The sequence below is a fragment of the Pseudarthrobacter sp. NPDC059871 genome, assembly GCF_042731175.1.
In the GTDB taxonomy this organism is placed as follows: domain Bacteria; phylum Actinomycetota; class Actinomycetes; order Actinomycetales; family Micrococcaceae; genus Arthrobacter.
Map to the genome: position 1 here is coordinate 126605 of NZ_JBHWJV010000009.1, position 25431 is coordinate 152035.

A 25431-nucleotide genomic window follows, 5' to 3' on the forward strand; every position below is an offset into this window, starting at 1 on the left:
CGACGACGGCAGCCATGAGCCATTCCGGAAAGTTGGGGCCAACGCCCCGCAGCCTCGAAGTGGAGGACTTGGAGAGCTTCGACCGGCTGGTCGCCGCGGGGGCGGTCCGCGCCCACGGATGGCATGCGCAGTCCCTGGACCTTCGGGGCAGGTCGGCGGCGCTCAACGGCCTGGACGTGGAAGGCGCCCTGTTCTTGGGCTGCACGTTCGACGACGGGATGGAAAGCAGGCTGCGCGGCAGGGGAGCCCTGATCTTCCCGCGGCTGCAGGGGGTCCCCTTCGATCCCTACCGCTCAGCCCTGTACGCGCCCGCCGAACTGTACAAAGGACTGGCCGGCGCCCCCTATGAAGAACTGCCGGATGCGCGGATCTATCACTGGAGCATCCAGCCGGGCCGGGAACACCGAGTGGAAGCCACCCTGGCGTCTTCGCTGCACGACCACGCCATCGGCGATGCGCTGGACGAGGTGCTCCGCGCCGGCCCCTGGTCCGGGAAACGCATGGTGGGCGTCATGGGAGGGCACGCGGCGCAACGGGGGAGTGCTGACTACGCTGAGGCTGCACGGCTGGGGCGGCTGCTGGTCAGCGGCGGACATGCGGTGGCCACCGGCGGCGGGCCGGGTGCCATGGAAGCCGCCAACCTGGGCGCCTACCTGGGCGGGTACGACGACGGCGGGCTGCAGGCCGCGCTCAGCCTCCTGGCTGCCGTCCCCGGCTTCCGCCCGTCCGTGTCCGCGTGGGCACGCGCCGCGGCAGCCGTCGTCGACCGCTACCCTGGCGGTACACCCTCGCTGGGCATTCCCACCTGGTTCTACGGGCACGAGCCGCCCAACTACTTCGCCACCCACATCGCCAAGTACTTCGCCAACTCCATCCGCGAGGCCGTCCTGCTGGACGTCTGCCGGGGCGGCATCATCTTCCTCCCAGGCGCCGCCGGAACGGTCCAGGAAATCTTCCAGGACGCCTGCGAGAACTACTACGGCGCACGGGAAAAGGTGACGCCCATGGTCCTGGTGGGCACGCAGTACTGGACCCGCGACTACCCCGCCTGGCCCCTGCTCCGCCAGCTCGCGGCGGGCCGCGCCATGGAGGACCGGATCTTCCTGGTGGACACCGTGGACCAGGCCGTGGCAGTGTTGCCGGGCTGACGGGCACTGAACCGGCCTGGGCGGCACGGCACGTGCAGGCCTAGAGGTCTTTCCGGCACTGCGCCTTGCTCAGCTCATACAGGCCGTTGCGGTCCCCGTCCGCGAGGCTCCCGGAGGCGCCAACCGAACCGCCGATTTCCGGATACATCAGCTGGCCGGGGTCCGCCACATGGTCCAGTCCCATCACGTGGCCCAGCTCGTGCAGGATGACCGCCGCGGCGTACAACCTCCCGTCCGGCTGGCGCAGCTCATCGGTAATCTGCGGGGCATCCAAATCCAGGCTGCCGGTGACAAAGGTCTTGGGACCGCCGTCGAAACTGAAATGCGTGCTCCCGCCCGTGCCGATCACCTTGCCCTCGAGTTCCGGAGAAGCTTCCGGAGTGGTCCAGGCGATCAGCAGCGGCGCCCAGCGCTCGCCATAGGCTGACGGCTGGAACGCGGCGCGCTGCGGCGAGGGCTGTTCGCCAGTGGTGCCGTCATAGACGAAGGTGATGCCGGTGGCGGCCGAAATGATGCTGATGGCATCCGGGACGAGCCGTTCCGAACCGGCAGGGGTCAGCTGGTCATTGACGACGTAGTGGAGGGGGCGGCAGGGCGAATAGCCCACCGGGGTGCCGTCACCGTTGACCGCCAGGAAGCGGTAGGAGTCGCTGCCCACTGCCGGAACCTCAGGCTCGGCGAGCGGAACAGACGCCTCCTCGTACCCCGGAGGGGGCGCGTCAGTGCTGGCAGTAGATGGTTCGCCGGCGAGCCCGGGAAGGGGGTCGCCACTGCCTGCGTCGGGTTGTTCCTGTGAGTGCCCGGGGACCTGACTTGGCCCCTGACCTTGGGCCAGCAGTTGGCTGATCCGCCGATCGCCCAGAGCCACGGCGCCGCCCAGCACCGCAGCCGTGCAGAGGGCGACGACAAGCACGGCCCGGTAACCCGGACCGTGCTTGCGTTGGGGGCGTCTCCCGGCATGCCGGGGCGGGAATTCCTCCACAAAAGGGCTTTCACGGCAGGGGCCGCTGTTAGCCGACGACGGTGCCGAAGACGAGCCCCAGCAGGTAGGTGACGGCGGCAGCGCCCAGGCCGATGCCCAGCTGGCGCAGGCCCCGGGTCAGGGGAGACGTGCCGGACAGCAGGCCAACGACGCCGCCGGTTGCCAGCAGTGCCACGCCTACCAGGGCGCCGGCTACCACCAGGGCGGAGACCCCGGTCAGGCCGAACAGGAACGGCAGGATAGGAATGATGGCGCCGGACGCGAAGAAGCAGAAGCTGGACAACGCGGCTCCCCAGGCGGTGCCCACGGCCTCGTGCTGGTCCTCCTCTTCCGGCAGTTCGGGCTGGAGGGACAGGCTGGGATCGCAGTCGCAGGAGAGCAGGCCCATGCGTTCGGCCACCCGGTGTTCGGCTGCTTCGTGGGACATGCCCCGGGCCAGGTACACCAGCAGGAGCTCATTGTGTTCCAGGTCCAGTTTGGGGGCCGCAGCCAGCGTGACCTGCGTGGGGCGGGTGGCGGCCAGGAGCTCCCGCTGAGACCTGACGGAGATGAACTCTCCGGCGCCCATGGACATGGCGCCGGCCAGGAGGCCCGCGATGCCGCTAAGCAGCACCACGCTGCTGGCAACGCCGGAGGCCGCCATGCCCATTACGAGCGACAGGTTGCTGACCAGGCCGTCGTTGGCGCCGAAGACCGCGGCACGGAAGGTGCCGGCCAGGCGGTTGCGGCCCCGGGTTGCCAGTCCACGGACCACTTCCTCATGGATCTGTTCATCCGCGGCCATGGCCTCGGTGGCGTTGGGGTCCTTGGCGTAGGGCGAGCGCCCTTCGGCGCGCTGCGCCAGGGCGAGCACGAAGACCGACCCGAAGTGGCGGGCCAGGAACCCGAGCATCCGGCTGCGGGCGGAGGCGGGGCGCGGTTTCCCGGCCTGGTCGCCGAGCAGTCCCAGCCAGTGGGCTTCGTGGCGGCCTTCGGCTTCGGCGAGGGCGAGGAGGATCTCGCGTTCCTCACCCTCACGGTTCTGCGCCAGGTCGCGGTAGACGGCGGCCTCGGCCCGTTCGTCGGCAAGGTATTGGCGCCACCGTTTGAGGTCCGCGGAAGACGGTGCGGGATGGTGGCCTGCTGCGCCGGGACGCGGGGCGGACTCCGGGCTGGAGTGGTGCTGATCGGAATGGTTTGGCGTGGACTGGGCGTGCTGCGACACGAAGACTCCTGGGCTGGTGGGACATGATGTTCGGCCCCGTTGCAGAGCCAGCCTACTGCGAATTTCCGCGGTTTTTCGGCTGGCATTCCTCGCTTCCGGGTTTCGGTATGCCTTAATCCGGCGGCGCTCCCAGCGTTCCCCGGGAGGCTCTCCGCGCACTGTCCACAGCCCGCCGTTGGACTCTTGACCCTGGCTGGCCGCGGTGTTGAGATGAAAGTGCGGCGCGGCCAGGCCGCCACTCACAAGAGCACGTCAGGCGAACACACGGAGGTTGAATCATGGGCACCACCGGACAGCACCCGGACATGCCGCACCTGGACGCCGTGGAGGCGGACCCTGCCTATGACTACGCCGAAGACACACCGGTCGCCGGCGAAGACTGGGACACCGAGGACGAGTTCCTGGACCAAGAGGAGCCGGTGGTCCACGCAGCCCCTGTGGTGGTCGACGCCGAGGACCGCGTGGTCCCGCTCGATCCGGACGAGGTCCGTGAAGACGGATAAGCCGCGCCAAGGGGCGCAGGACGGACGACGGCGGCGCCTCCTCCCGCTGTCCGCGAAAGGAGGCGCCGCCGTCGTGCGTTGCCAGGATTTGCTACCTGCAGGAAACCTTTCCGTTTCTGCGGGTCCGGTCAGTTGGCGGCAATCCGCTCAGCGGACTCTTCCTGCGAGTCCTGACCTGCCACACGCCGCTGCCAGTTGCGCATGACGTGCGGCTCGGTGGGACGGGTGAGCAGGGAGGCAGCGATGTACACCACCGCGGAGCTGATCAGGCCGTAGTAGATCGGTTCGTTGGCGAAAACACCTGCCAGCGGCTCGTCGGCGTTGATCTCCAGGATGATCATGGTGCCCAGTGTCACTACGGAACCCACGGCCATGGAGGCTGCCGCGGCAATGCCGGTGCCGCGCTTCCAGACCAGGCCGCCCAGGATGGCCACGAGGAGGCCGCCCACCAGGATGTCGTAAGCGATGGTGAGCGCAGCCACCACGTCCTTGGTGACGATGGCGATCAGGATTGCCACGATGCCCAGCCCCAGGACCCACAGGCGGTTGGCCTTGACGTCGTGCTCGGGGTTGTCGGAATCGTCCGTGTTGACGGTTTTGCCGAACCAGCCGGCAACGAACGGCAGCACGTCGGCGCGGGCCACGGTGGCGGCAGCGATGAGGGCGCCGGAGGCGGTGGACATCATGGCGGCAACGGCTGCGGCGAGGACCAGGCCGCCGATGCCGATGGGGAGCAGGTTCTGGGCCACCTCGGCGTAGACAACGTCCTTGCCTTCTGTGGCGACGTCGATGCTGGGCAGCGCCACTCGTGCGCCGAGGCCGATGAGGGCGCCGGCGGCGCCGTAGAGGATGCAGTAGATGCCGGCGGTGGCACCGCCCCAGCGGGCAACCCGCGGCGTCTTGGCGGTGAACACGCGCTGCCAGATGTCCTGGCCGATCAGCAGGCCCAGGGTGTAGACAACGAAGTAGGTGATGATGGTTTCGACGCCGATGCCGTCGATCTGGAAGAAGCTTGCCTCCACGCGGCTGCGGATGCCATCCAGGCCGCCGGCGGCGTTGAGCGTGAAGGGCAGCATAAGGAAGAAGATGCCCACGGTCTTGATCACGAACTGGACCTGGTCGGCGAGAGTGATGGACCACATGCCGCCGATGGTGGAGTACACCAGCACGATGGCGCCGCCAACCGCGATGGCCACCGCCCGGTCCCAACCGAACAGCACCACGAAGATAGTGGCGTAGGCGCCGGTGGACGTGGCGCACAGCATCAGGGTGTACGCGAGCATGATGATGCCGGAGGTGCGGGTAGCCTGGCTGCCGTAGCGCAGTGACAGCATTTGGGAGACGGTGTAGATCTTCAGCTTCTGGATGGTGCCGGCGAAGGCAAGGCTGAGGAGCAGGACGCCGGCGCCGATGGCGACCACCAGCCACATGCCGGAGATGCCGAACTTGTAGCCCAGGCCGACGCCGCCCACGGTGGAGGCTCCACCCAGGACGACGGCGGCCATGGTGCCCGTGTAGAGGAAGGGTCCCAGGCGGCGGCCTGCCACCAGGAAGTCGCTGTTGTTGCGGGTGCGGGACTTGCCCCACCAGCCGAACGCCAGCATTGCGACGAGGTACACCACCACGATGGCGATGTTGATGACACTTGCATCCATGTTGGGTTCCTTGGAGCTGATTGGCAGCCGATGTGCCCGGCGGGGATCCGGACTGAACTGCGGAAGATGGAAAAAGGGGAGGAAGCTCCCGATAATTGCCTTATAGGCAACAGGTGTTTCCAAAGATTAGGCTGTGACCGCAGTAACAGTCAAGGGGAAAGTTCATGGTTTAGGCCCGCGCGCCATGGAGGCGTCACACATGGTGGTGGCCATTAGTATTGCTGCAGAGCGGGGCCGGACTGCCGGCTATGAAAGGTTCGTGAATGAAGGCACTGCCAGTTGAGCCCAGCAATGTTCCGGTTGCCATCGGCTCCCGGATTCGCGCGGCGCGGCAGTCCCAGCGGCTCACCATCGAGCAGGTGGCGGACGCCACCGGGCTGACCAAGGGCTTCCTTAGCAGGGTGGAGCGTGACCTCACCTCACCTTCTGTGGCTTCGCTGGTGACTCTGTGCCAGGTCCTTTCCATTTCCATCGGTGACCTTTTTGTGGCGCCGGAAACCCATCTGACCAAGCGCAATGAAGGCCCGCGGATCTCCCTCGGCGGTCAGGGGATCGTGGAACGCCTGCTGACGGCCCGGTCCGAGCGGCGCATCCAGATCATCCAGGCCGTCATCGAGCCGCACGGCCGTGGCGAATCCGAGCTTTACGCCGTGGACTGCGACGTCGACGTCCTGCACGTCACCAAGGGCAGCATCAGGCTAATCCTTACCAATGAGGAATACGACCTCAGTGCGGGGGATACCGTCACCTTCCCCGGCCGCGAACCACACACCTGGATCAACCCCACCGACAAGCCGGTGGAAGTGCTCTGGGTACTGGTGCCCGCCGCCAGCCGTTAGATGTGTCTTGGCGGGCATTCCAGCCCAGTTACTTTTGCTCGTCCCTGTCACGGGCCCGCCGGCTTCCCGGATTCCGTGGGTCGCCGTGGATCCGCATGGGAGTAACTGGGGTGGAGTGCACGATCACCGGCCCGGCTTGCGCGGCCCTGCCGCCAGGACTGTGGTGATTTCCGAGATCACCCTGCCCGGGCCGAACCATATATGCTCCGGCATGTAGCGGAGGACGGCATACCCGTGGACGGCGGACAGGTTGTTGCGGGTCCTGTCCCGAAGCATGTCCTCCCGCTTCGAGTGGAAGGCGAAGCCGTCAATCTCCACGATCAGGAATCCGCCCAGCAGGAAATCCACGCGGCCGATTCCCGGCAGGAAGACCTGGGCGTCGTAGGCGATTCCGTGTGTCCCGGAGCAGGTGCTGGGCATCGACTTCCACGATGGATTCTGCGCGGAGGTCGAGTTCACTGAGGATTCTGCGCGCGCGGCCGGAGCGGTCGGCCTGCAGTCGGGATGCCAGCAGTTCGCGCGGGACGCCATGGAGCCTAATCGCCGAGGTAGCCATGGCGACGGATGCCGGCTTAGCTGGCGCAGCTCAGCAGGCCGTTATTCAGGACTGCGGCGAGGAGTCCTTTGTCATGCTCCGGCAGGACAAAAATCCCGCGCCGGGGCTGGGTGGCCCCCAGTTCCGCGAGCCGTGAGAGGTCCCGGCGAGGGAACCCGGCGTCCCGGAGCTGGCCGGAGCGGGCCACGCCGCCTGATTTTCGAAGGTACTGGTGGATGTCCGTGTGGCTATTGGAAGGTGTGGCGGGAGCGCGCGGAACCTGGTTGCTGGCGTATGTGGGCAACCGGGGGCTCGGGTACCTGTGCATTCCCTCCCGGTTCCTGCGGTCCGGTGGCCGTTCGGTGCCGGGCTGGCGCGGATTTCCGTCATCGAAGCGTAGAGACAGAGGTGGTAAGTGGGCTGGAGTGCACAAAGCTGCCCATGCGGAAGGTAAACACTTGATGCGCATTGGAAAACCGCGGTGTATGATGGCAGTCACATCAGCCCCTCACTCTTCAAAGGAGAAACCCGCATGGAAGAGCTGCGCATCGAAGCCAACGGCAACCTTGGACCCATCGACTCATCCCGGATTCCGCGCTACGCCGGAGCGGCCACGTTTGCGCGCCTTCCGCGGCTGGACCAGGTGGCCAAGGCTGACGTCACGCTGGTGGGCGTACCCTTCGACTCGGGCGTCTCCTACCGGCCGGGAGCCAGGTTCGGGGCCAACCATGTCCGCGAGGCCAGCCGGCTGCTGCGCCCCTACAACCCGGCCTGGGATGTCAGCCCTTTCGAGAACGTCCAGGTGGCCGACGCGGGCGACATGGCAGTGAACCCGTTCAACATCAACGAGGCCATCGAGACCATCCAGCAGAACGCCCTGGACCTCACCGCCGGCGGCAGCAAGCTGGTGACGCTCGGCGGGGACCACACCATCGCGCTGCCCCTGCTTCGCGCCGCGGCCGAACGCGCCGGCGGTCCGATCGCCATGCTGCACTTCGACGCGCACCTGGACACCTGGGACACCTACTTCGGCGCTGAATACACGCACGGCACCCCGTTCCGCCGCGCGGTCGAGGAAGGCATCCTCGACACCGAGGCCATCAGCCACATCGGCACCCGGGGCCCGCTCTACGGGAAGAAGGACCTCGACGACGACCACCGCTTCGGGTTCGGCATCGTCACCTCGGCGGACGTCTACTACCAGGGCGTCCTGGAAACCGTGGCCAAGGTCCGCGACCGGATCGGCAACCGCCCGCTCTACATCTCGGTGGACATCGACGTCCTCGACCCGGCGCACGCACCCGGCACGGGAACCCCCGAAGCGGGCGGCATCACCAGCCGCGAACTACTCGAGATCATCAGGGGCTTCCGCGGCATGAACCTGGTGGGCGCCGACGTCGTGGAAGTTGCTCCGGCCTACGACCACGCGGAAATCACCGGCGTCGCCGGAAGCCACGTGGCCTACGAACTGGTGACGCTGATGGCGGACAATGCCGTGCCGGGCGACCGCTTTGGCGCGGCCACCGGCTACGCGAACCAGGCCCTCGGGCAGGAAGTCCGCCGGCCGGCAGGGTTCGCTGCAGCGGGCAAGGAGTAGGCGGCCATGATCGATTTCGATCCAGGGACTGCAGCCCCGAACAAGGGGACCGGTGCCCGCAACGGTGGCGACCTCGTGGTCGAGACCCTCGAGGCGTTGGGTGCGAAGACCGTCTTCGGCATTCCCGGCCAGCACGCGCTGGGCCTCTTTGACGCGATGGGCCGCGGAAACCTGCAGTTTGTCTCCTCCCGGGTAGAGAACAATTCCGCCTTCGCTGCGGACGGGTATTCCCGTGCCACCGGTGAAGTGGGTGTCCTGTTCCTGTCCACCGGCCCCGGCGCGCTGACCTCACTGGCCGGGCTGCAGGAGGCCTATGCCACCGGCGTGCCCATGGTGGTGGTGGCCAGCCAGATCCCGCTGGAGGGACTGGGTGCCCGGCGCAAGGGCATGCTCCACCAGCTCGATGACCAGAAGGCCTCGGCCGCGAACGTCACCAAGAGCCAGCGGCTGATCCAGCACGCCTCGGGTATCCCGTCCGCCATCCAGGACGCCTGGACGGAGGCCATCTCCTCGCCCCAGGGCCCGGTGTGGATCGAGATTCCGCAGAACGTCCTGCTGGATCCCATCATGGTCCCGCCGGTGGAGGACGCGCTGGCCGAGGCTGCGGATAACCCGCCGCGCGTCGAACTGGTCCGCGAAGCCGTGAAATGGCTCCAGGAGGCCAGGCGTCCGGCGATCATCGCCGGCGGCGGCACCCGCCGCGGCAAGGCGGAGAAGTCCCTGCTGTCCATTGCCGAGAAACTCCGTGCGCCCGTCATCTGCACCCCGGGCGGCAACGGCGCCTTTCCCTGGAACCACGAACTGTCGCTGCAGTCATGGATCGAAGACCGGTACATGACCGACGTCCTTGAGGACGCAGACGTACTGGTGGTCATCGGTTCGTCCCTGGGCGAGGTCACTTCCAACTACTTCACGTTCGAACCCCGCGGCCGGATCATCCAGATCGACGCCGAACCCCGCGTGCTGGAATCCAACCGGCCGGGCCTGGGCATCCGGGCCGACGCCGGCCAGGCGCTCGCAGCCTTGGACGAAGCGCTGGCACCGGCCGAAGTTGCGGCGGACTGGCACGGCTCCAGCGCCGAAGAGTTGGTGAAGGAATCCCTGGCCAAGGTAAAGGCCAGGCTGGAGTCCCAGGACCTCGCCAAGGAACTGGCGTTCATGGCAGACATCCGCGAGGCCGTCCCCGCGGACATGCAGACCTTTTGGGACATGACCATCGCCTCCTACTGGGGCTGGTCGTGTTGGGACTCCCGCGAGGGGCAGTTCCACTCGGCTCAGGGCGCCGGCGGCCTGGGCTACGGCTTCCCGGCCGCCATCGGGGCTGCCGTAGGCCTGGAAACTGTGGGTAAGCCCGCCGGTTCTGCCCGGGTGCTGGCTGTTTCCGGCGACGGTTCGTCCATGTACTCCATTCCGGAGCTGGCCACGGCCAAGCAGCACAACGTCCCTGTCACGTGGCTGATCGTGGACGACGGCGGCTACGGCATCCTGCGCGAATATATGGTGGGCGCCTTCGGTAAGGCCACCGCCACTGAGCTTGCACGTCCGGACTTCGTCAAGCTCGCCGAAGCGTTCGGCGTGCCCGCCGTCAAGGTAGCCCCCGAGGATGTGGGGGACGCGCTCAAGGCAAGTTTCGCCACCGACGGTCCCAACGTCGTCGTGGTTGAAACGCTCCTGAAAATGTTCGGGCCCACACACCTGGGCGACTAGCAGCGCATCGTCGCAGCGACGCTCCCGCACCCTTGCCTTGGCAGCGGTGCGGGGGCGTTTGCCGCTTAAGAACGGCGGGCGTTCGACGGCGGCGGGACAATTCGTTTCCCTAAGCAACCTTTTCCTGATACAGTTGCTTGCAGCAACTAATTCTTTAGGGAGGGTCATGTCTGTCGCACCGGCCACCGCCGCCGATCTCGTCGGCCATATCTTTGACCTCCAGCGCGCGTTGCGCTGCGTCACCATGATCAACGTCAAAGGCCAGGACACCGGCATAGCCCTCCAGGGCGTGCTCAAGTTCATCGGCGAAGGGGAAACCCGCGCGGCGCACCTGGCAGAACGCCTGGGCGTCAGCCCGCCGGTGCTCAGCCGGCACATCGCTGAGCTCGCCGACGCGGGCCTGGTGGTCAGGACTCCAGATCCGGACGATGGCAGGGCCCAGCTGCTGGCCCTCTCACCGCGGGGCCAGGAGAAACTCGCAGAGCTCGTCCGGCACCGGGCCGAGACGCTGCAGGGCTACCTCTCCGACTGGAACGAAGAGGATGCCATCGCAACAGCCGCGATGCTCAACAAGCTGACAGCCTCACTGAAGAATTCCATCCGGGCAAGGGCGGCCGGAACCACCACCGAACACCAGACCATGCAGGAGTCCCTCAATGGCTAACGTCACCGCCGCCGCGGACCTGGAGGAGCGCCACCGCGAACGCTCTGCCAAACAGGAATCACGGCAATCCAAGCGCCACGAACCCGGCGCACCCATGAACCACCGGCAGATCATGGAGGCCCTCACCGGCCTGCTCGCTGCCTTCTTCACCGCCATCCTCAGCAGCACCATTGTGGCCAACGCGCTGCCCACCATCATGTCCGAGCTGAAGGGCACCCAGACGGACTTCGCCTGGGTCATCACGGCGGCACTGCTGGCCAACGCGGCCACCACCCCCATCTGGGGCAAGCTCGCAGACCTCTTCGACAAGAAGGTCCTGGTCCAGCTGAGCATCGTGATCTTCGTGGCCGGCTCGGTCATGGCAGGGTTCTCGGAAAGCATCCCGTTCCTGCTCACCGCCCGCGTGATCCAGGGCATCGCTATGGGTGGCCTCACGGCCCTGGCCCAGGCGATCATCGGCTCCATCATCCCGCCCCGCGAACGCGGCAAGTACTCCGGCTACATGGGCGCCGTCATGGCCGTCGGTACCGCTGGCGGCCCGCTGCTGGGCGGCTTTATCGTGGACAGCTCGCTGGGCTGGCGCTGGACCTTCTTCGTCTGCGTGCCGCTGGCCGTGGTCGCCCTGATCCTGCTCCAAATCACGTTGAAGATTCCGCACGTCAAACGCCCTGCCAAGATCGACTGGCTTGGTGCCATCCTGCTGACCTCCGGCGTCAGCCTGCTCCTGATTTGGGTGTCCTTCGCCGGCAAGGCCGACTACTACGATTGGTGGTCCTGGCAGTCGGCACTGATGGTGGGCGGCGGCGTCCTGCTGCTGGCACTGCTGGTGCTCGTTGAGTCCAAGGTGTCCGCACCCATCATCCCGCTGAAGATCATCTCCGACCGCACCACCGCTCTGGCCATCGTGGCGTCCGTTGCTGTTGGCGTGGCCATGTTCGGTTCCTCAACCTTCCTGGGCCAGTACTACCAGGTGGCCCGCGGCGCCACGCCCACCGAGGCCGGCCTGCTCACCCTGCCCATGATCGCCGGCAACCTGGTCGGTTCAGTGGTTTCGGGCCAGCTGATCAGCCGCTTCGGCAAGTGGAAGGGCTTCCTGGTTGGCGGCACCATCCTGCTGATCGGCGGCCTGGCGATGGCCGGAACCATGGACCACACCACCGAACTCTGGCTGACCGGCATCTACACGGGCATCTTCGGCATCGGCCTTGGCATGCTCATGCAGAACCTGGTCCTTGCTGTCCAGAACACCGTCCGCGCCCAGGACATCGGTTCCGCCAGTGCATCCGTTGCCTTCTTCCGCTCCGTCGGCGGCGCCATCGGCGTCTCCGTACTGGGCGCCGTCATGGCCAACCACGTCAAGGACCTGGCCACGGACGGTCTGGCGAAGCTCGGCATCGAGTCCACCGGAAACAGCGGTGCGACCCTGGACCTCAAGGACCTGCCCGCACCGATCGCGGACGTCATGCGTGCCGCGTACGGTGACGCCACCGCCGGGATCTTCATGATCTCCGCCGTCGTTGCCGTGGTTGCCCTGATCGCCGTCCTCTTCATCAAGGAGGTGCCGCTGCGCAAGACCGTGGACATCACCCCTGAAGCCTCGCTCCAGGCCAACGCCGCCGGCGAGGCGGGGATGACCGCCATGACCGGGCAGCTGCCTATGGTTTCCCCTGACGCTCCCCGCGATGAGGAAAGCGCGCACAGCACCGCTCCCGCTGCCGGGCCCGTGGGAATCCACGCAGGTCCGGGGGCAGGCGCCGCGCCGGCAAAGACGTACGACGGCGGCCGGGCCGCGGCTGCAGCCGCGTCCAGGTCCGTCGCTACGGAGGACTTCGAGGAGGCTTTTGCCCGGACGTTCGGCAGCGAAGGGTTGGACCTCCAGTCCGCCCGCTCTGTCGAAAAGGCGGCCGACGCCGTCGCCAGTGCCGCGGATACGCTTCGGAAGCTGCAGGACACCCAGCACCTGCTGGCCCGGCAGCAGGCCGAACTGGGCGGACTGGTACTGGACATCCAGGAGCAGCTTCGGTCCCAGCGGGACCTCGCCGCCCAGCAGGAAGCGACGGCCGCTGAACTCCGCAGGGTGCAGCGCAAGCTGCTCAAGGAACGCAAGCTGCAGGCAGCTGCCGCCCTGTACTTGGCCGGACGCGGCAAGCACAGTGCCGCCAACCCGTCGTCCGCGGCACCTTCCGGGACCCCTCGGGACCAGTAAGACGCTGCGCGTGGCCAGCCGCGCGTGAACAACAGGGCCGCTGCCCGCATCCGGACCGCAATCCGGGTACGGGCGGCGGCTCTTTTTCGTGGGGACCGCCCCTGGTGCCCGCAGCGTTAACCGGATCGAAAAGGTGGACTAAATGGGATTCCAATGTCAGTGGGCAACACTAGAGTTGAAACCATGCTCCTTACGCTCATACGGCGCTACTCCAAACCGTATTCTCCCTACATCGCCGCCGTCATCATCTTCCAGCTCGCTTCCACCATTGCGGCCCTGTACCTGCCCAGCCTGAACGCCCGGATCATCGATGAAGGCGTCACCAGGGGAGACACCGATTTCATCTGGCGCACCGGTGCCGTGATGCTGCTGGTGGCCTTTGCCCAAGTGGCTGCCGCCATCGCCGGCGTCTACTTCGGCTCAAAGACTGCCATGGCCCTGGGCCGCGACCTCCGCCGGGCCGTGTTCCGGAAGGTCACCAGCTTCTCCGCCAAGGACGTCAACGCCTTCGGCGCCCCCACCCTGATCACGCGCGGCACCAACGATGTCCAGCAGGTGCAGATGCTGGTGCTGATGGGCCTGAACTTCATGGTGGCCACGCCCATCATGTGCATCGGCGGCATCATCATGGCACTGCGTGAGGACATCAACCTGTCCTGGCTGGTCTGGGTTTCCGTGCCGCTGCTGACCGTAGTGGTGGGCTACCTGGTGGTCCGGCTCATGCCGTTGTTCAGGTCGATGCAGAAGAAGATCGACCGCATCAACGCGGTGCTCCGCGAACAGATCATCGGCATCAGGGTGGTCCGGGCGTTCGTCCGGGAACCCTACGAGACCGGCCGTTTCGGCGAAGCCAACAAGGAGCTCACCGACGTTTCACTGAAGATCGGCGCCCTGTTCGTCCTCATGTTCCCCGCCATCAGCATGATCCTGCACCTGTCCACGGCCGCTGTGCTGTGGTTTGGCGGCCAGCGCGTCGACTCGGGCGACATGCAGGTGGGCGCCCTGACAGCGTTCCTCCAGTACCTGCTCCAGATCCTGGTGGCCGTCATGATGGGCACGTTCATGGCCATGATGATCCCGCGCGCCTCTGTCTGCGCGGACCGCATCGGCGAGGTGCTCGACGTCGAACCCTCCATTCACGATCCCGAACGCCCGGTAGCCCCCTCGGAGCTCAGCGGCGTAGTGGAGTACCGCAACGTCACCTTCGCCTACCCTGGTGCCGAGTCCCCGGTGTTGAGCAACATCAGCTTCACCGCCCGGCCGGGCCAGACCATCGCCATCATAGGTTCCACCGGCGCCGGCAAGACCAGCCTCCTCTCGCTGCTGCCGCGGCTCTACGACGCCGCGGAAGGCGAAGTCCTCCTGGACGGTGTTCCGGTTACCAGCCTTGACCACGCCGAGATCACCAAGCGCGTGGCCCTCGTGCCCCAGCGGCCCTACCTCTTCTCCGGCACCATCGAGCACAACCTGCGCTTCGGCAAGACCGATGCCACGGACCAGGAACTCTGGGAAGCGCTGCGGGTGGCGCAGGGAGAATCGTTCGTCCGGGAAAAGTCCAAGGCGCTCGAATCCCGGATCTCCCAGGGCGGCACGAACGTTTCCGGCGGGCAGCGCCAGCGGCTCTGCATCGCCAGGGCCCTGGTGACCAAACCCCGGGTCTACCTCTTTGACGACTCGTTCTCGGCGCTGGACGTTGCTACAGATGCACGCCTCCGTGCGGCACTCAAGGACACAACTGCTGACGCGACGGTCATCATCGTGGCCCAGCGCGTTTCCACCATCACCGAGGCAGACCAGATCCTGGTGCTGGACAACGGCCGGATCGTGGACCGCGGAACGCACGAGGAACTCCTGGAAACCTCGCCCACCTACCAGGAAATTGTTGAATCGCAGCTGAGCGTGGAGGAAATGGCATGAGCCCCCGCAAGAAGGACCCCGCGAACACCGGGCAAGACGCCGGGGCACCCGAACAGGGCACCGGCAGCTCCGCTGAAACCGCAGTGGTGGAGGACGACGACTTCTACGAGGAGGAGTTCACGCCCTCCGAAGCCGACGGCGACATGTTCGGCGGCATGCCCGCCAAGAAGGCCCAGCACTTCTGGCCGTCGGCCAAGCGGCTGATGGGCCTGCTGAAGCCCGAAACCCTGGGCATCTGCGTGGTGGTGGCCATGGTGGTGGTGGCCGTGGTGCTGAACGTTATCGCGCCCAAAATCCTCGGCCAGGCCATGGACGTTATTTTCGGCGGCGTGGTGGGTAAGCAACTGCCTGCCGGCGTGAGCCAGGACCAGTTCGTGGAGGGGCTGCGCCAACAGGGCCAGGACAACTTCGCGGACATGGTCTCCCGGATGGAGCTGGTGCCCGGCACCGGCATCGACTTCAACAAGCTGACCATGCTCATCGCCGTGGTCCTGCTGATGTACTTTGTGTCCAACATCTTCCTGTGGCTGCAGGGCTACGTCCTGAACCGCATCGTCATGAAGGTGATCCGCAAGCTCCGCGACGACACCGAAAAGAAGCTCAACCGCCTCCCGCTGAACTACTTCGACACCCGCCAGCGCGGCGACGTGCTGTCCAGGGTGACTAACGACGTCGACAACATCCAGCAGGCGCTCCAGCAGGCCTTCGCGCAGCTCATCAACTCCCTGCTGACCGTGGTGGGCATCGTGATCATGATGTTCATCGTCTCCTGGCAGCTGGCCCTGATCGCCCTGGTGGCACTGCCGCTCTCAGGCGTCGCCGCGGGCCTCATCGGTGTGCGGAGCCAGAAGCTCTTCGCGGCGCAGTGGAAGAACACCGGCACGCTGAACGGGCAGATCGAGGAATCCTTTTCCGGCCACGACCTCGTCCGGGTCTTCGGCCGCGAAGCGGACATGCTCGAGCGGTTCGACGAGCGCAACGAAGCCCTGTACAAGGCCAGCTTCGGCGCTCAGTTCGTCTCCGGCATCATCTTCCCGGTGATGCAGTTCGTGTCCTACCTCAGCTACGTGGGCATCGCCGTGGTGGGCGGCCTGCGCGTCGCCTCCGGCTCCATGTCGCTCGGCGACGCCACGGCGTTCATCCAGTACTCCCGCGAATTCACCCAGCCGCTGGGCCAGATGGCGGGCATGGCCAACATGCTCCAGTCAGGTGTTGCCTCAGCCGAGCGGGTGTTCGAGTTCCTCGACGCCGAAGAGCAGGACCCGGAGACCGCTACGGAGCACCTGCCGGCCAGGACCGACGGCCATGTGGAATTCCGGGATGTCACCTTCAGCTACACCGAGGACCGGCAGCTCATCGAGAACCTGTCCTTCACAGCGGAGCCGGGGAACACCGTGGCCATCGTGGGGCCCACCGGCGCAGGAAAGACCACCCTGGTGAACCTGGTGATGCGCTTCTACGAGCTCAACTCCGGTTCCATCACCCTCGACGGCGTGGACGTGACGCACCTCAGCCGGTCCGAACTCCGCTCCAAGGTAGGCATGGTGCTCCAGGACGCGTGGCTGTTCGGCGGGTCCATTTACGACAACATCCGTTACGGCAACCTCGACGCCACTGAAGAGCAGGTCATGGCAGCCGCCAAGGCCACGTTCGTGGACCGTTTTGTCCGCGCCCTGCCCGAGGGCTACAACACGGTGATCGACGAGGAAGGCAACAATGTCAGTGCCGGTGAGAAGCAGCTGATTACCATTGCCCGGGCATTCGTGGCCAACCCGTCACTGCTGATCCTCGACGAAGCAACCAGCTCGGTGGACACCCGCACCGAGCTGCTGGTGCAGAAGGCCATGGCGGCGCTCCGGTCGGACCGCACCAGCTTCGTGATTGCGCACCGGCTCTCCACCATCCGCGACGCCGACACCATCCTGGTCATGGAGAACGGCAAGATTGTGGAACAGGGCAACCACAAGGTCCTGCTTGCGGCCGAAGGCGCCTACCACCGCCTGTACATGTCCCAGTTCGCCGGGGCCGACGCCGGTGACGTGCCGGTGGACGATTCGACGGCGGTGCACAGCTGAGCGGGCTCGACGGGAACGGCGGGCAGCGGATCGAAGTCCCCGTTCCCATGCGCTGGGGCGACATGGACGCCTACGGACACATCAACAACGTGCAGATCGTCCGCATGCTCGAGGAAGCCCGGATCGGTGCCTTCGGACCGCCCCGGGGAGCGGGCCTGCCCGGCGTTGAGCCGCAGGTATCGCTGTTCAACGACGTCCCGGACGGCATCATGGCACTGGTGGTGGACCACAAGATCCGCTACGTCAGGACCCTGGAGTACCGTAACGTCCCGGCCATGGTGCAGGTATGGATCGGTGCCGTGAAAGGCGCCAGCTTCGACATCCACTACCTGGTCCAGGATCCCGTCACAGGGGAGGACTGCGTCAGGGCGAGCAGCCACCTTGCGTTCGTGGACGAGGCCACCGGCCGGGTGCAGCGGCTCACCCCGGAACAGAAGGAACGCCTGGCGCCGTACAGGCACTAAGCCTCTGGACAGGACCCCACAGGGCACACTGGACTGGAACCACACCACAGCGAAAGGAAGCCAGATGGGCAAGAACAAGACCCGCGTCGCCAGGAAGAAGAAGACCTGGAAGGAGATGTCGCCGTCCTCCAAGGCCGGCACCATCATCGTGGCCATCGTCCAGCTCTCAATGCTGGTTGCGGCGCAGCGGGACATATCGAAGCGGCCGGCGGCACTGATCAACGGGCCCAAGGGCGCCTGGCGCGCGGCATCCTTCATCAACTTCGTCGGACCCATGGGGTACTTCATCTTCGGGCGGAAGCGGTCCGCTCCGCGCACGTAAATTTCCGGGCTAACGGCCAGGAGCCGTCCGGCGGACACCGGACGGCTCCCAACCGGGCGGCCAAGCGGCTTTGAGCAGGCGTCCAGTTAGACCCTGTAAATTTGAATCCATGACCCCCGCCACCATTGCTGCCATGACCCGCGCCCTCGGCATCTCCAAGGAGATCGAGGACGCGGCATGGTTTGTTTTGAGCCCGGGGCTGCAGGGCAAACCATCGGCCCTGGACGGGCGGACACTGACCTGGACCTCCGAGGCCGCCGCGGAACTGCTGGACCGCCTGGAGCGCGGCACGCCGGATCCCAAAGCGCCCATGATGACCAACCTCCGGCAGAACCTCGACGGCGCCTCCCGCGAAGCCAAGCAGCTGGCCGCCGAGCTTTTGTTCCTGCAGTCCCTGCCGCTGGCGCATGAAGTGAAGTCGCTCAAGGTCAAGCGGGCCCGCGTGGCCGAGGCCGCCTCCTGGCTCGAACCGCCGCTGGAACTGCCCGAAGAGCTCTACCAGGGCATGACGGACCACGGCGTGATCCGGGACCGCACGGCCGAGTTCAACTGGACCATCTGGGACCACCTCCGGTGGCTGTGCCGGTTCGTGCAGCACGTGGACCAGCAACCGCCCACCACCATCACCGCGGCGCTGCTGGACCCGCTGAAGTTCCACGCCCTGGCCGCCGGCACCCCGGGGGACCAGCCTGCCATCCGCCGCAGCATCGAGTTCCTGGCGTGGCCCAGCTACTTTGAACCCGTTGTGGCGGACGTGGAGCGGCAGGAAATCCGGGATGCCTTCGCCTCACTGGTGGGTGGCGCCAAGGGGGATTCCGAAGAAGACATCACCGCCGACATCCACCGCATCCGCCTGCACCTCGATGAGCAGGCCGGCCAGCGCATCGACTGGTACGCCCGGCAGCTCGTGAGCCAGTGGCGCAAGGTGGGCGACCCCGGCCGCCGCGCATGGCTGCTCCGGACCCACCACGACAACGCCGAGCTGCTCACCGCCTGGCAGGGCGAGGAAAAGGTGACGCTCGACGTCGAACACCTCCGCCTCCTGGAGCCCGGCGTCACCGCCGGGCTGGTCCAGCACGCCGTGGACGAGGACTACAAGCACCTTGGCTACGTGGAGCGCGAGGACACCAAGACCGCCGGCTTCGCCTTCCTCACCGTCATGAAGCCCGGCGACCTGGTCCTGTACCAGCACGCCGGCACGGTCAGGCTGGGCGGCGTGCTGGGCGAACCCGAGTACAACGATGACAACCGGCGGCTGCGCCGGAAGGTGCGCTGGTTCGACGAAGGCCACGCCACCACCAGCCTGCCCCGGCACGTCCAGCGGCAGCTGGCCACCCCCGGCATCGTGGTGGACGCAACCCGGGTGGTGCAGGCGCTCCAGGCCCTCCTGCCGGCCGAAGCCGAGACCGAGCCCGACGCCGAAACGGAAGCCGCCGCCGTCGTGGAACCTGTCCAGGAGGGCTTCCGCCCGCTGACGCCGGAGTTCGCGGAGTCCCTGAACATGGACCTCGAACCCCTGCAGGAAATCGCGGACCTGCTGGAAGAGAACCGCCAACTGGTCCTGTACGGCCCGCCCGGCACCGGCAAGACCTACCTCGCCAAGCACCTGGCAGCGGAGTTGGCGGACGACACCACCGACGAACGCGTCAAACTGGTCCAGTTCCACCCCTCTTATGCCTACGAGGACTTCTTCGAGGGGTACCGGCCGGACAAGACGGACGAAGGCCAGGTGTCCTTCAAACTGGTTGCCGGCCCGCTGCGCCGCCTCGCCGAGGAAGCCGCCAAGCCCGGCAACGAGAAGAAGCCGTACTTCCTGATCATCGACGAGATGAACCGCGCCAACCTGGCCAAGGTGTTCGGCGAGCTGTACTTCCTGCTGGAATACCGCGACGACCGGATTTACCTGCAGTACAGCCCCAACGAGCCGTTCACGCTGCCGGACAACCTGTACATCATCGGCACCATGAACACAGCGGACCGATCCATCGCCATGATGGATGCCGCCATCCGCCGCCGCTTCTCGTTCATCGAGCTGCATCCGCAAACCGAGCCGGTCAAGGGCTCGCTGCTCCGCTTCCTGGAAGCCCGCGGGCTGGACACCACGCCGGCGCTGCTGCTGGACGCACTCAACGGGGCCATCGACGAATGGGACCGGGACCTGATGATCGGCCCGTCCTACTTCATGAAGCCCGCGGCGCAGACACCGGCCGGGCTGCAGCGGATCTGGAAGTACGAACTCATGCCCCTGCTGGAAGAGCACTATCACGGCCAGTTGACCCGCGCGCAGCTGGAGGAACGGTTCGGGCTGGAGCAACTGCTGGGACGCCTTGCGCTCCGCTGACCCGGCCAGGGCCTTCACCCCGGAAGGCAACGCAGGCGCGCGCGGCCCCGGAGGCGCCGCGCGGCACCTGGTGCTGGACGAGCTGTCCCGCGGAATCGTGGAGCGGCTGGATCCTGCCAGTGCTTCGTTCCTGAATTCGAGCGGATTGGCCAAGGCTTCGCCCATGGGGATGGGGCTGTACCGGATTGAGCCGGTGGGCAAGGTGGGCTCGGTGCGCACTTCGTCGGTCCAGTTGGACGTCAGGCCCAAGGACAGGCTGGGCCTTGGCCGGTTGTTGTTCCTCCTGAGTTACGCGGGGGAGCAGGGCTTCCGGCCGGACTCGGTGGCTGCCTTCGAGGAGCGGGAGCTGTGGAGCGCCCTGGCCGAGTCCCTGGCGCAGCTGGCCGAACGGGCCCTGGGGCGCGGCGTCCTGCAGGGCTACCTCACCGTGGACGAATCCCTCCGCACGGTCAAGGGACGCATCCGCATCTCGGACCAGATTTCCCGCCGGCCGGGCATGCTGGTTCCGCTGGAGGTCTCCTACGACGAATTCACCGAGGACATTGCCGAGAACCGAATCCTTCGGGCAGCTTTGGAACGCATGGGCCAGGTGCCGAGGGTCCGCCCCGAGGTGCTCAGCCGGCTGCGCCTGCTCAAGGGAAAGCTCGACGGCGTCACCCGGCTCCCGTCGGGCGCGCCGCTGCCGCCGTGGAAGCCCAGCAGGATGAACCTCCGGTACCACCCGGTGCTGCGGCTGGCCGAGCTCATCCTCCGGAACGCGTCGGCAGAGGCGGGGCCGGGGCGGCAGCAGACGGCCGCGTTCGTAGTGGACATGGCCAGGGTTTTCGAGGACTTCGTGGGCACAGCCCTGCGGGAGGCAATGGCCGCCTACCCCGGGGAACTGCGGCTCCGGTACAACGCGCTGTTGAGCGAAGCGGTACGCGACTCCGACCGCCTCACCGTGCAGCCGGACGCCGTGCACATGCTCGGTGGCCGTCCCGTGGTGGCCTACAACGCCAAGTACAAGGCCGCCACAGACTCCGGCGCTTCCCTCACCGCAGACCACTTCCAGATGCTGGCACACTGCACAGCGCTGGCGGTGCCAACAGCGTGGCTGGTCTACGCCGGATCCGGTGACATCAAGCTCCGCCGGATCCTGAACACGGACATCGACATCGTGGAGTTCCCGTTGGACCTCTCCCTGCCGCCCACTGAGATCCTGGCCGCCGTGCAGGACCTGGCCCGGCAGTCCTGGGGCGAAGTTGTCCGGCAGGCGCGCGCCGGCGAGCCTTAGACCGGCACCCGGAACATGAAGGTGGTGCCCTGGCCCAGGGTGCTGTCCACGCTGATGGTCCCGCCGTGGGCTTCGACGATGGCCTTGCTGATGGGCAGCCCCAGCCCCACGCCCGGGATGGCAGTCCGCCGGACGTTACTGGTGCGGAAGAACTTGGCGAAGACTTCGGAGGCGTCCTCGGGGGTCATCCCCATGCCGGTGTCCGTCACACGGCATTCGAGGTGGCCGTCCTCCCGGGCCAGGCTGACCAGGACGTTGCCGCCGTCGGGGGAGTATTTGATGGCGTTGGATACCAGGTTGTCCAGGACCTGGGAGATCCTGGCCCCGTCCACATGGGCCTCGAGCTGATCCGGGGTCTCGGCTGCCAGCACCACGCCGGACGCCGTGGCCCTCGGCATGGCGGAGGACACGCTGGTCCGCACCAGCTCTGCGACGTCCACCGTGTGCGGGGTGACGATGAGCTGACCGTTCCGGCTGGAGAGCAGGTCCGATACCAGGGTCAGCAGGCGCTCGGAGTTCCGCCGGATGATTTCGAGCATCTCCTGCTGTGATTCGTCCGGTTCGTCAGCCAGCAGGATTTCGACATAACCGAGGATGGACGTCAGCGGTGTGCGGAACTCGTGGGAAACGCTGGAGACGAAGTCGTCCTTCGCAGCCAGTGCGTTCACCAGGTCCGTGACGTCACTGAACGCAATAACCGAGCCGGAGAACTTCCCGTCGCTGTCCTTCATGGCCCTTGCCGTGGTGACGAAGGCGCGCTGCTCCCTGCCGTCGCCCAGCCATACCAGGTAGTCGGTGAAGGTTTCGCCCAGCACGGCGCGGCGGACGGGGCGGTCCTGGACCGGGATGAGGGTCTTCCTGTCCTGACCGAACACCAGCAGCTGGGACTCGTTGGGGTCCGGGTTGTCCTTGGGGCTGGCCAGCAGGTGATTGGCCCGCTGCTTCTTGTTCATCAGGACATCGTGGCCGTCGGCATCCACTGCCAGCACGCCCAGGTGGACGGTATCCAGGACGGTGTTCAGCAGGGCCTCCTGCCGCTGGCTGGTGCGGAGATTGGCCTGGAGTTGGGCGTCCTTGTCCTCGAGTTCGCGTTGCTGGCGCATCATGCTGAGCGTAAGGACGCTGACCGAGATCCCGATGCCGAGCATCATGACCGGCAGCAGCAGGGACCGGGTGAGGTCCTGGGCCGTGACGTTCCCCTTCAAGAGCAGCGGAACCCAGATGATGGCCAGCGGCGCCAGGAAGGACAGCCAGAGGGCAGTCTTGGGATAGTACCCGGAGGCGCACAGCCAGATCACGGGGAAGACGGCCAACAGACTGATGCCCGTCAAGCTGTCCTGCCCGCCTTCGCGACCCACAGCAATGGACACAAAATCCAGCAGCGGGATGACCAGGAAACTCGTATACGGCAGCCGCTCCCACGGGATGACGTAGCACAGGCCCATCAGGACCATCTGCGAAATCACGAAGGATACGAACAGTGGATTGCCCATTGTTCCGGGGAAGAAGGCCCACACCAGGAACATGGTCAGCAGCGTGGTGATGAACAGCGGCATCTGGCTCATGGCCACACGGTCCCGCAGCCTGTACTCGTGGAACTGGCGCCGGAAGAAGCGCAGCCCTCCGGACGACCATGCCGCCGGGTTAGCCATTGAGCTTGAACATTCGGGCGGGCGCGTGCGAGACCATACCAGCAGGATATCCGCAGCCAGCTATACTTCTGACGTTGGCTGCTGAGGGGGCGCTATGAGTGATGCACGTGTGGGACTTGTCATCGAGGATGACCACGACATCCGGGAACTGGTTCGCACGGTGCTGACCCAAGCCGGATTTGATGTAACAGTAGCCAGCAGTGGCGCAGAAGGTGTCCTGGTGGCCAAAACCATCAGCCCTGATGTCATCACCCTGGATTTGGGCTTGCCGGACATCGACGGTTTTGAGGTTTCCCGGCAGATCCGCGAATTTTCCGATGCCTATATCGTGATGCTCACGGCCCGCACGGAAGAGCTGGACACCCTGATCGGCCTTGAGTCCGGTGCGGATGACTACCTCACCAAGCCCTTCCGGCCGCGCGAACTCCGTGCCCGGGTGGCGGCCATGATGCGGCGTCCGCGTTCCGCTTCCGAACCCGCAGACGCACCCGGCGAGATTCCGGCGGAGGCCGGCGGCCACCCGGAGCGGGGTAACTACAGCCACAACGGGCTCGAGCTCAGCTACGCTTCCCGGACCGTGCTGGTGGACGGCACGGAAATGAACCTGACCCGTACGGAGTTCGAACTCCTGCACGCACTCCTGGAAGCCGGGCGGACTGTCCGGACCAAGTCGGACCTGGTGCGCCGGCTGCGGGACGAGGATTACGACGTCGGGAGTTACATCAGCGAGGCGGACGAACGGTCCGTCGAGGTTCACATGGGCAACCTGCGCAAGAAGCTGGGCGACTCGCCGCAGCAGCCGCGCTGGCTGCAGACCGTCCGCGGCGTTGGTTACAGGCTGGCGCCCATCGCGCACTGAGCCTGCAGGCGGTGCGTGGTCTGGCGGCTGCATTGGGTGATGTTCCGCAGGAAAGCGGCGGCCAGGTGGGGAAGTACGACGGCGGCGTCCGCCGCGCGTGCCCCGGTGCGGATTTCGCTTTCGAGATTCGTGGCCAGCCCCGCCAGCCGCTCGGCGCCCACCATCTGGCTGGAGGTCTTCAGGCTCAGGACAGCGTCCACGGAGCCGTCCAGGTCGCCCGTGGTCAGGGCCAGCCGGAGCTTGCTGAGCCGCTGGGGCAGGCACTCGATGAAGTTCCCAACGAACACTTTGCAGTAGCCCGCGTCTTCTTCGAGTTCTCCACGGAGACGGTCCAGCACTGACTGGTCCACCAGCGGCAGGGGGGCGTCATCGGAGGAGCTCACGGGGTTCCTTCCAGCTGACGTTTCTCAGTCCGGCAGCGCATTATCTGGGTGGGGCGGGCGTGCAGTTTCAGGTTAGGACCGGGGCCCGGGGGCGGCACCGTTTCGGGGAATAATTGTGGGTTTCTTGATGACACTGCGGCCTCCACACCCAATACTTGAGCGAGTGCTTTGCGCGCCCATGCCGCCACGGGGCAACGTCACCCGGACGGCGTGATTCACGCCTGCTGCCGGGTTTCAAGGAACTTCACCAGTTGCGATTCGAGCGCAGGGGTGTCCTTGAGTTCGCACTCCCAGATGGTGAGGACTTCCCAGCCGGCGTCCTCAAGCTGGCGGCGCTGCCCGGCGTCGCGTTCCCTGGTGCGGGTGCGCTTATCGGCCCAGAAGCCCGCGTTGGCCTTGGGCGCGTGCTGGCCGACCCGGCAGTCGTGGAAGTGCCAGAAACAGCCGTTGACGAAGATGACTTTGTGGCGGCCGGCGAATACGAGGTCCGGGTTGCCTGGAAGCTTGCCCCCGCCTGCGGCGCCATGGAGCCGGTAACGGTAGCCCTTCGTGTGCAGGAGCCTGCGCACCAGGAGCTCGGGCTTGGTGTTCTTGCCCCGGATGCGGGACATGTTCCAGCTGCGTTGCTCGGGAGTGAGCCTGTCCGCCATGCTTCCAGTCTAGGAGCGCCTAGATTTCCCGTTCGGGCTGCTCACCGAAGTTGAAGTGCCGCCCGCTGACGGAGCTGGGTTCGATCTCCACGTAGAAGTCCTTGAGCGTAGGAACCCAGGTCTTCAGCCCCAACGCCTCGACCGTTTCCAGCTCCGCCGAGTTGCTCAGCACGCGTGCACTGCCGCGGAGGACCACAGACCACGCCTGGTCCGAGAGGATGCCGTCCGTTTCGAAGAGCACCTTGGAGTTGATGGTCAGTTGTGCCAGCTTGTTGCCCGGGGCGGTCCTCAGGTAAATCTTTCGGTCCGCCGTGACGTAGTTGACCGGGAAAATGTCCGGTTCACCCGCAACGGAAACCACCAGCCTGCCGTGCTTGGTTCCCTCGAGGAGTTCCCAGGACTGCTCGTCGGTGAGTTCGAGAACGGGTTGCCCATCTGCGTGTTCAAACATCATG

The 25431-nt window shown here is 66.2% G+C and carries 23 protein-coding genes; 14 read left to right on the forward strand and 9 right to left on the reverse strand.

Annotation, left to right across the window (positions count from 1 at the left end; genetic code table 11):
* Positions 1–14: 14 nt before the first annotated feature.
* The gene (locus tag ACFV4R_RS13435; protein WP_377202928.1) at positions 15–1148 is read left to right on the forward strand and encodes an LOG family protein; all 1134 of its coding nucleotides are present in this window, start codon (positions 15–17) and stop codon (positions 1146–1148) included.
* 40 nt (positions 1149–1188) lie between these two features.
* Here the strand turns inward: ACFV4R_RS13435 and ACFV4R_RS13440 are convergent, their stop codons facing one another.
* Complete coding sequence (locus tag ACFV4R_RS13440) at positions 1189–2130, reverse strand: matrixin family metalloprotease (RefSeq protein ID WP_377202929.1); 942 nt, start codon at positions 2128–2130, stop codon at positions 1189–1191.
* Between the two features lie 28 nt (positions 2131–2158).
* Complete coding sequence (locus ACFV4R_RS13445; RefSeq protein WP_377202930.1) at positions 2159–3334, reverse strand: VIT1/CCC1 transporter family protein; 1176 nt, start codon at positions 3332–3334, stop codon at positions 2159–2161.
* A 278-nt stretch (positions 3335–3612) separates the two neighbouring features.
* Between ACFV4R_RS13445 and ACFV4R_RS13450 the strand changes: the two genes are divergently transcribed.
* Positions 3613–3837 (forward strand): hypothetical protein, encoded by a 225-nt coding sequence (locus tag ACFV4R_RS13450; RefSeq protein ID WP_314215390.1) that lies wholly within the window; start codon positions 3613–3615, stop codon positions 3835–3837.
* A gap of 128 nt (positions 3838–3965) precedes the next feature.
* Here ACFV4R_RS13450 and ACFV4R_RS13455 read toward each other — a convergent pair whose 3' ends face one another.
* Positions 3966–5492: a sodium:solute symporter gene (locus tag ACFV4R_RS13455; protein ID WP_377202931.1), complete on the reverse strand. Its 1527-nt coding sequence runs from the start codon at positions 5490–5492 to the stop codon at positions 3966–3968.
* Positions 5493–5755: 263 nt separating this feature from the next.
* Here ACFV4R_RS13455 and ACFV4R_RS13460 point away from each other — a divergent pair, with 263 nt between their 5' ends.
* Positions 5756–6331, forward strand: a complete 576-nt coding sequence (locus ACFV4R_RS13460) for a helix-turn-helix domain-containing protein (protein WP_045731969.1) — start codon at positions 5756–5758, stop codon at positions 6329–6331.
* Between the two features lie 123 nt (positions 6332–6454).
* Here ACFV4R_RS13460 and ACFV4R_RS13465 read toward each other — a convergent pair whose 3' ends face one another.
* Together ACFV4R_RS13465 and ACFV4R_RS13470 are read right to left on the reverse strand one after the other, a co-directional pair.
* Positions 6455–6790 carry an endonuclease domain-containing protein gene (locus ACFV4R_RS13465; RefSeq protein ID WP_377202932.1) on the reverse strand — a complete coding sequence of 112 codons (336 nt, stop codon included), beginning with the start codon at positions 6788–6790 and terminating at the stop codon, positions 6455–6457.
* Between the two features lie 113 nt (positions 6791–6903).
* Entirely contained in the window at positions 6904–7194 is a 291-nt protein-coding gene (locus tag ACFV4R_RS13470) for a hypothetical protein (RefSeq protein ID WP_377202933.1), read from the reverse strand.
* 204 nt (positions 7195–7398) lie between these two features.
* Between ACFV4R_RS13470 and speB the strand changes: the two genes are divergently transcribed.
* From speB to ACFV4R_RS13520, 10 genes are all read left to right on the forward strand, one after another.
* Complete coding sequence (gene speB / locus ACFV4R_RS13475) at positions 7399–8463, forward strand: agmatinase (RefSeq protein ID WP_261619369.1); 1065 nt, start codon at positions 7399–7401, stop codon at positions 8461–8463.
* Positions 8464–8469: 6 nt separating this feature from the next.
* The gene (locus ACFV4R_RS13480) at positions 8470–10170 is read left to right on the forward strand and encodes a thiamine pyrophosphate-binding protein (RefSeq protein WP_377202934.1); all 1701 of its coding nucleotides are present in this window, start codon (positions 8470–8472) and stop codon (positions 10168–10170) included.
* A 166-nt stretch (positions 10171–10336) separates the two neighbouring features.
* Entirely contained in the window at positions 10337–10834 is a 498-nt protein-coding gene (locus ACFV4R_RS13485) for a MarR family winged helix-turn-helix transcriptional regulator (RefSeq protein WP_377202935.1), read from the forward strand.
* Positions 10827–13040: an MDR family MFS transporter gene (locus tag ACFV4R_RS13490; protein ID WP_377202936.1), complete on the forward strand. Its 2214-nt coding sequence runs from the start codon at positions 10827–10829 to the stop codon at positions 13038–13040. Before ACFV4R_RS13485 ends, ACFV4R_RS13490 begins: the two co-directional genes overlap by 8 nt.
* A gap of 183 nt (positions 13041–13223) precedes the next feature.
* Positions 13224–14957, forward strand: a complete 1734-nt coding sequence (locus tag ACFV4R_RS13495) for an ABC transporter ATP-binding protein (protein ID WP_377202937.1) — start codon at positions 13224–13226, stop codon at positions 14955–14957.
* Entirely contained in the window at positions 14954–17032 is a 2079-nt protein-coding gene (locus ACFV4R_RS13500; RefSeq protein ID WP_377202938.1) for an ABC transporter ATP-binding protein, read from the forward strand. The genes ACFV4R_RS13495 and ACFV4R_RS13500 overlap by 4 nt, the downstream gene beginning before the upstream one ends.
* A 47-nt stretch (positions 17033–17079) precedes the next feature.
* Positions 17080–17496, forward strand: a complete 417-nt coding sequence (locus ACFV4R_RS13505; protein WP_377202939.1) for an acyl-CoA thioesterase — start codon at positions 17080–17082, stop codon at positions 17494–17496.
* A 64-nt stretch (positions 17497–17560) separates the two neighbouring features.
* The gene (locus ACFV4R_RS13510; protein ID WP_015936192.1) at positions 17561–17818 is read left to right on the forward strand and encodes a membrane protein; all 258 of its coding nucleotides are present in this window, start codon (positions 17561–17563) and stop codon (positions 17816–17818) included.
* A gap of 109 nt (positions 17819–17927) precedes the next feature.
* Entirely contained in the window at positions 17928–20159 is a 2232-nt protein-coding gene (locus ACFV4R_RS13515) for an McrB family protein (protein WP_377202940.1), read from the forward strand.
* Between the two features lie 73 nt (positions 20160–20232).
* A complete protein-coding gene (locus ACFV4R_RS13520; RefSeq protein WP_377203014.1) occupies positions 20233–21432 on the forward strand; it encodes a restriction endonuclease in 1200 nt (399 codons plus the stop codon).
* Here the strand turns inward: ACFV4R_RS13520 and ACFV4R_RS13525 are convergent.
* Positions 21429–23084 carry a sensor histidine kinase gene (locus ACFV4R_RS13525; RefSeq protein WP_377202941.1) on the reverse strand — a complete coding sequence of 552 codons (1656 nt, stop codon included), beginning with the start codon at positions 23082–23084 and terminating at the stop codon, positions 21429–21431. The genes ACFV4R_RS13520 and ACFV4R_RS13525 overlap by 4 nt on opposite strands.
* Before the next feature lie 94 nt (positions 23085–23178).
* On the opposite strand from ACFV4R_RS13525, the gene ACFV4R_RS13530 reads away from it, so the two are divergent.
* Complete coding sequence (locus tag ACFV4R_RS13530) at positions 23179–23943, forward strand: response regulator transcription factor (protein WP_377202942.1); 765 nt, start codon at positions 23179–23181, stop codon at positions 23941–23943.
* Here the strand turns inward: ACFV4R_RS13530 and ACFV4R_RS13535 are convergent.
* The 3 genes from ACFV4R_RS13535 to ACFV4R_RS13545 form a co-directional block, all read right to left on the reverse strand.
* The gene (locus ACFV4R_RS13535; protein WP_377202943.1) at positions 23916–24326 is read right to left on the reverse strand and encodes an Hpt domain-containing protein; all 411 of its coding nucleotides are present in this window, start codon (positions 24324–24326) and stop codon (positions 23916–23918) included. The genes ACFV4R_RS13530 and ACFV4R_RS13535 overlap by 28 nt on opposite strands.
* Before the next feature lie 215 nt (positions 24327–24541).
* Positions 24542–24976: a very short patch repair endonuclease gene (locus ACFV4R_RS13540; protein WP_377202944.1), complete on the reverse strand. Its 435-nt coding sequence runs from the start codon at positions 24974–24976 to the stop codon at positions 24542–24544.
* 19 nt (positions 24977–24995) lie between these two features.
* Positions 24996–25430 (reverse strand): pyridoxamine 5'-phosphate oxidase family protein, encoded by a 435-nt coding sequence (locus ACFV4R_RS13545; RefSeq protein ID WP_377202945.1) that lies wholly within the window; start codon positions 25428–25430, stop codon positions 24996–24998.
* Position 25431 lies beyond the last annotated feature (1 nt).

Coding starts and splice junctions, on each gene's coding strand:
- ACFV4R_RS13490 (WP_377202936.1), top strand. CDS start 10,827: ATGGCTAACGTCACCGCCGCCGCGGACCTGGAGGAGCGCCACCGCGAA.
- ACFV4R_RS13480 (WP_377202934.1), top strand. CDS start 8,470: ATGATCGATTTCGATCCAGGGACTGCAGCCCCGAACAAGGGGACCGGT.
- ACFV4R_RS13495 (WP_377202937.1), top strand. CDS start 13,224: ATGCTCCTTACGCTCATACGGCGCTACTCCAAACCGTATTCTCCCTAC.
- ACFV4R_RS13530 (WP_377202942.1), top strand. CDS start 23,179: ATGAGTGATGCACGTGTGGGACTTGTCATCGAGGATGACCACGACATC.
- ACFV4R_RS13525 (WP_377202941.1), bottom strand. CDS start 23,084: ATGGCTAACCCGGCGGCATGGTCGTCCGGAGGGCTGCGCTTCTTCCGG.
- ACFV4R_RS13540 (WP_377202944.1), bottom strand. CDS start 24,976: ATGGCGGACAGGCTCACTCCCGAGCAACGCAGCTGGAACATGTCCCGC.
- ACFV4R_RS13515 (WP_377202940.1), top strand. CDS start 17,928: ATGACCCCCGCCACCATTGCTGCCATGACCCGCGCCCTCGGCATCTCC.
- ACFV4R_RS13500 (WP_377202938.1), top strand. CDS start 14,954: ATGAGCCCCCGCAAGAAGGACCCCGCGAACACCGGGCAAGACGCCGGG.
- ACFV4R_RS13505 (WP_377202939.1), top strand. CDS start 17,080: ATGCGCTGGGGCGACATGGACGCCTACGGACACATCAACAACGTGCAG.
- ACFV4R_RS13435 (WP_377202928.1), top strand. CDS start 15: ATGAGCCATTCCGGAAAGTTGGGGCCAACGCCCCGCAGCCTCGAAGTG.
- ACFV4R_RS13510 (WP_015936192.1), top strand. CDS start 17,561: ATGGGCAAGAACAAGACCCGCGTCGCCAGGAAGAAGAAGACCTGGAAG.
- ACFV4R_RS13450 (WP_314215390.1), top strand. CDS start 3,613: ATGGGCACCACCGGACAGCACCCGGACATGCCGCACCTGGACGCCGTG.
- ACFV4R_RS13460 (WP_045731969.1), top strand. CDS start 5,756: ATGAAGGCACTGCCAGTTGAGCCCAGCAATGTTCCGGTTGCCATCGGC.
- speB (WP_261619369.1), top strand. CDS start 7,399: ATGGAAGAGCTGCGCATCGAAGCCAACGGCAACCTTGGACCCATCGAC.
- ACFV4R_RS13455 (WP_377202931.1), bottom strand. CDS start 5,492: ATGGATGCAAGTGTCATCAACATCGCCATCGTGGTGGTGTACCTCGTC.
- ACFV4R_RS13470 (WP_377202933.1), bottom strand. CDS start 7,194: ATGCACAGGTACCCGAGCCCCCGGTTGCCCACATACGCCAGCAACCAG.
- ACFV4R_RS13485 (WP_377202935.1), top strand. CDS start 10,337: ATGTCTGTCGCACCGGCCACCGCCGCCGATCTCGTCGGCCATATCTTT.
- ACFV4R_RS13545 (WP_377202945.1), bottom strand. CDS start 25,430: ATGATGTTTGAACACGCAGATGGGCAACCCGTTCTCGAACTCACCGAC.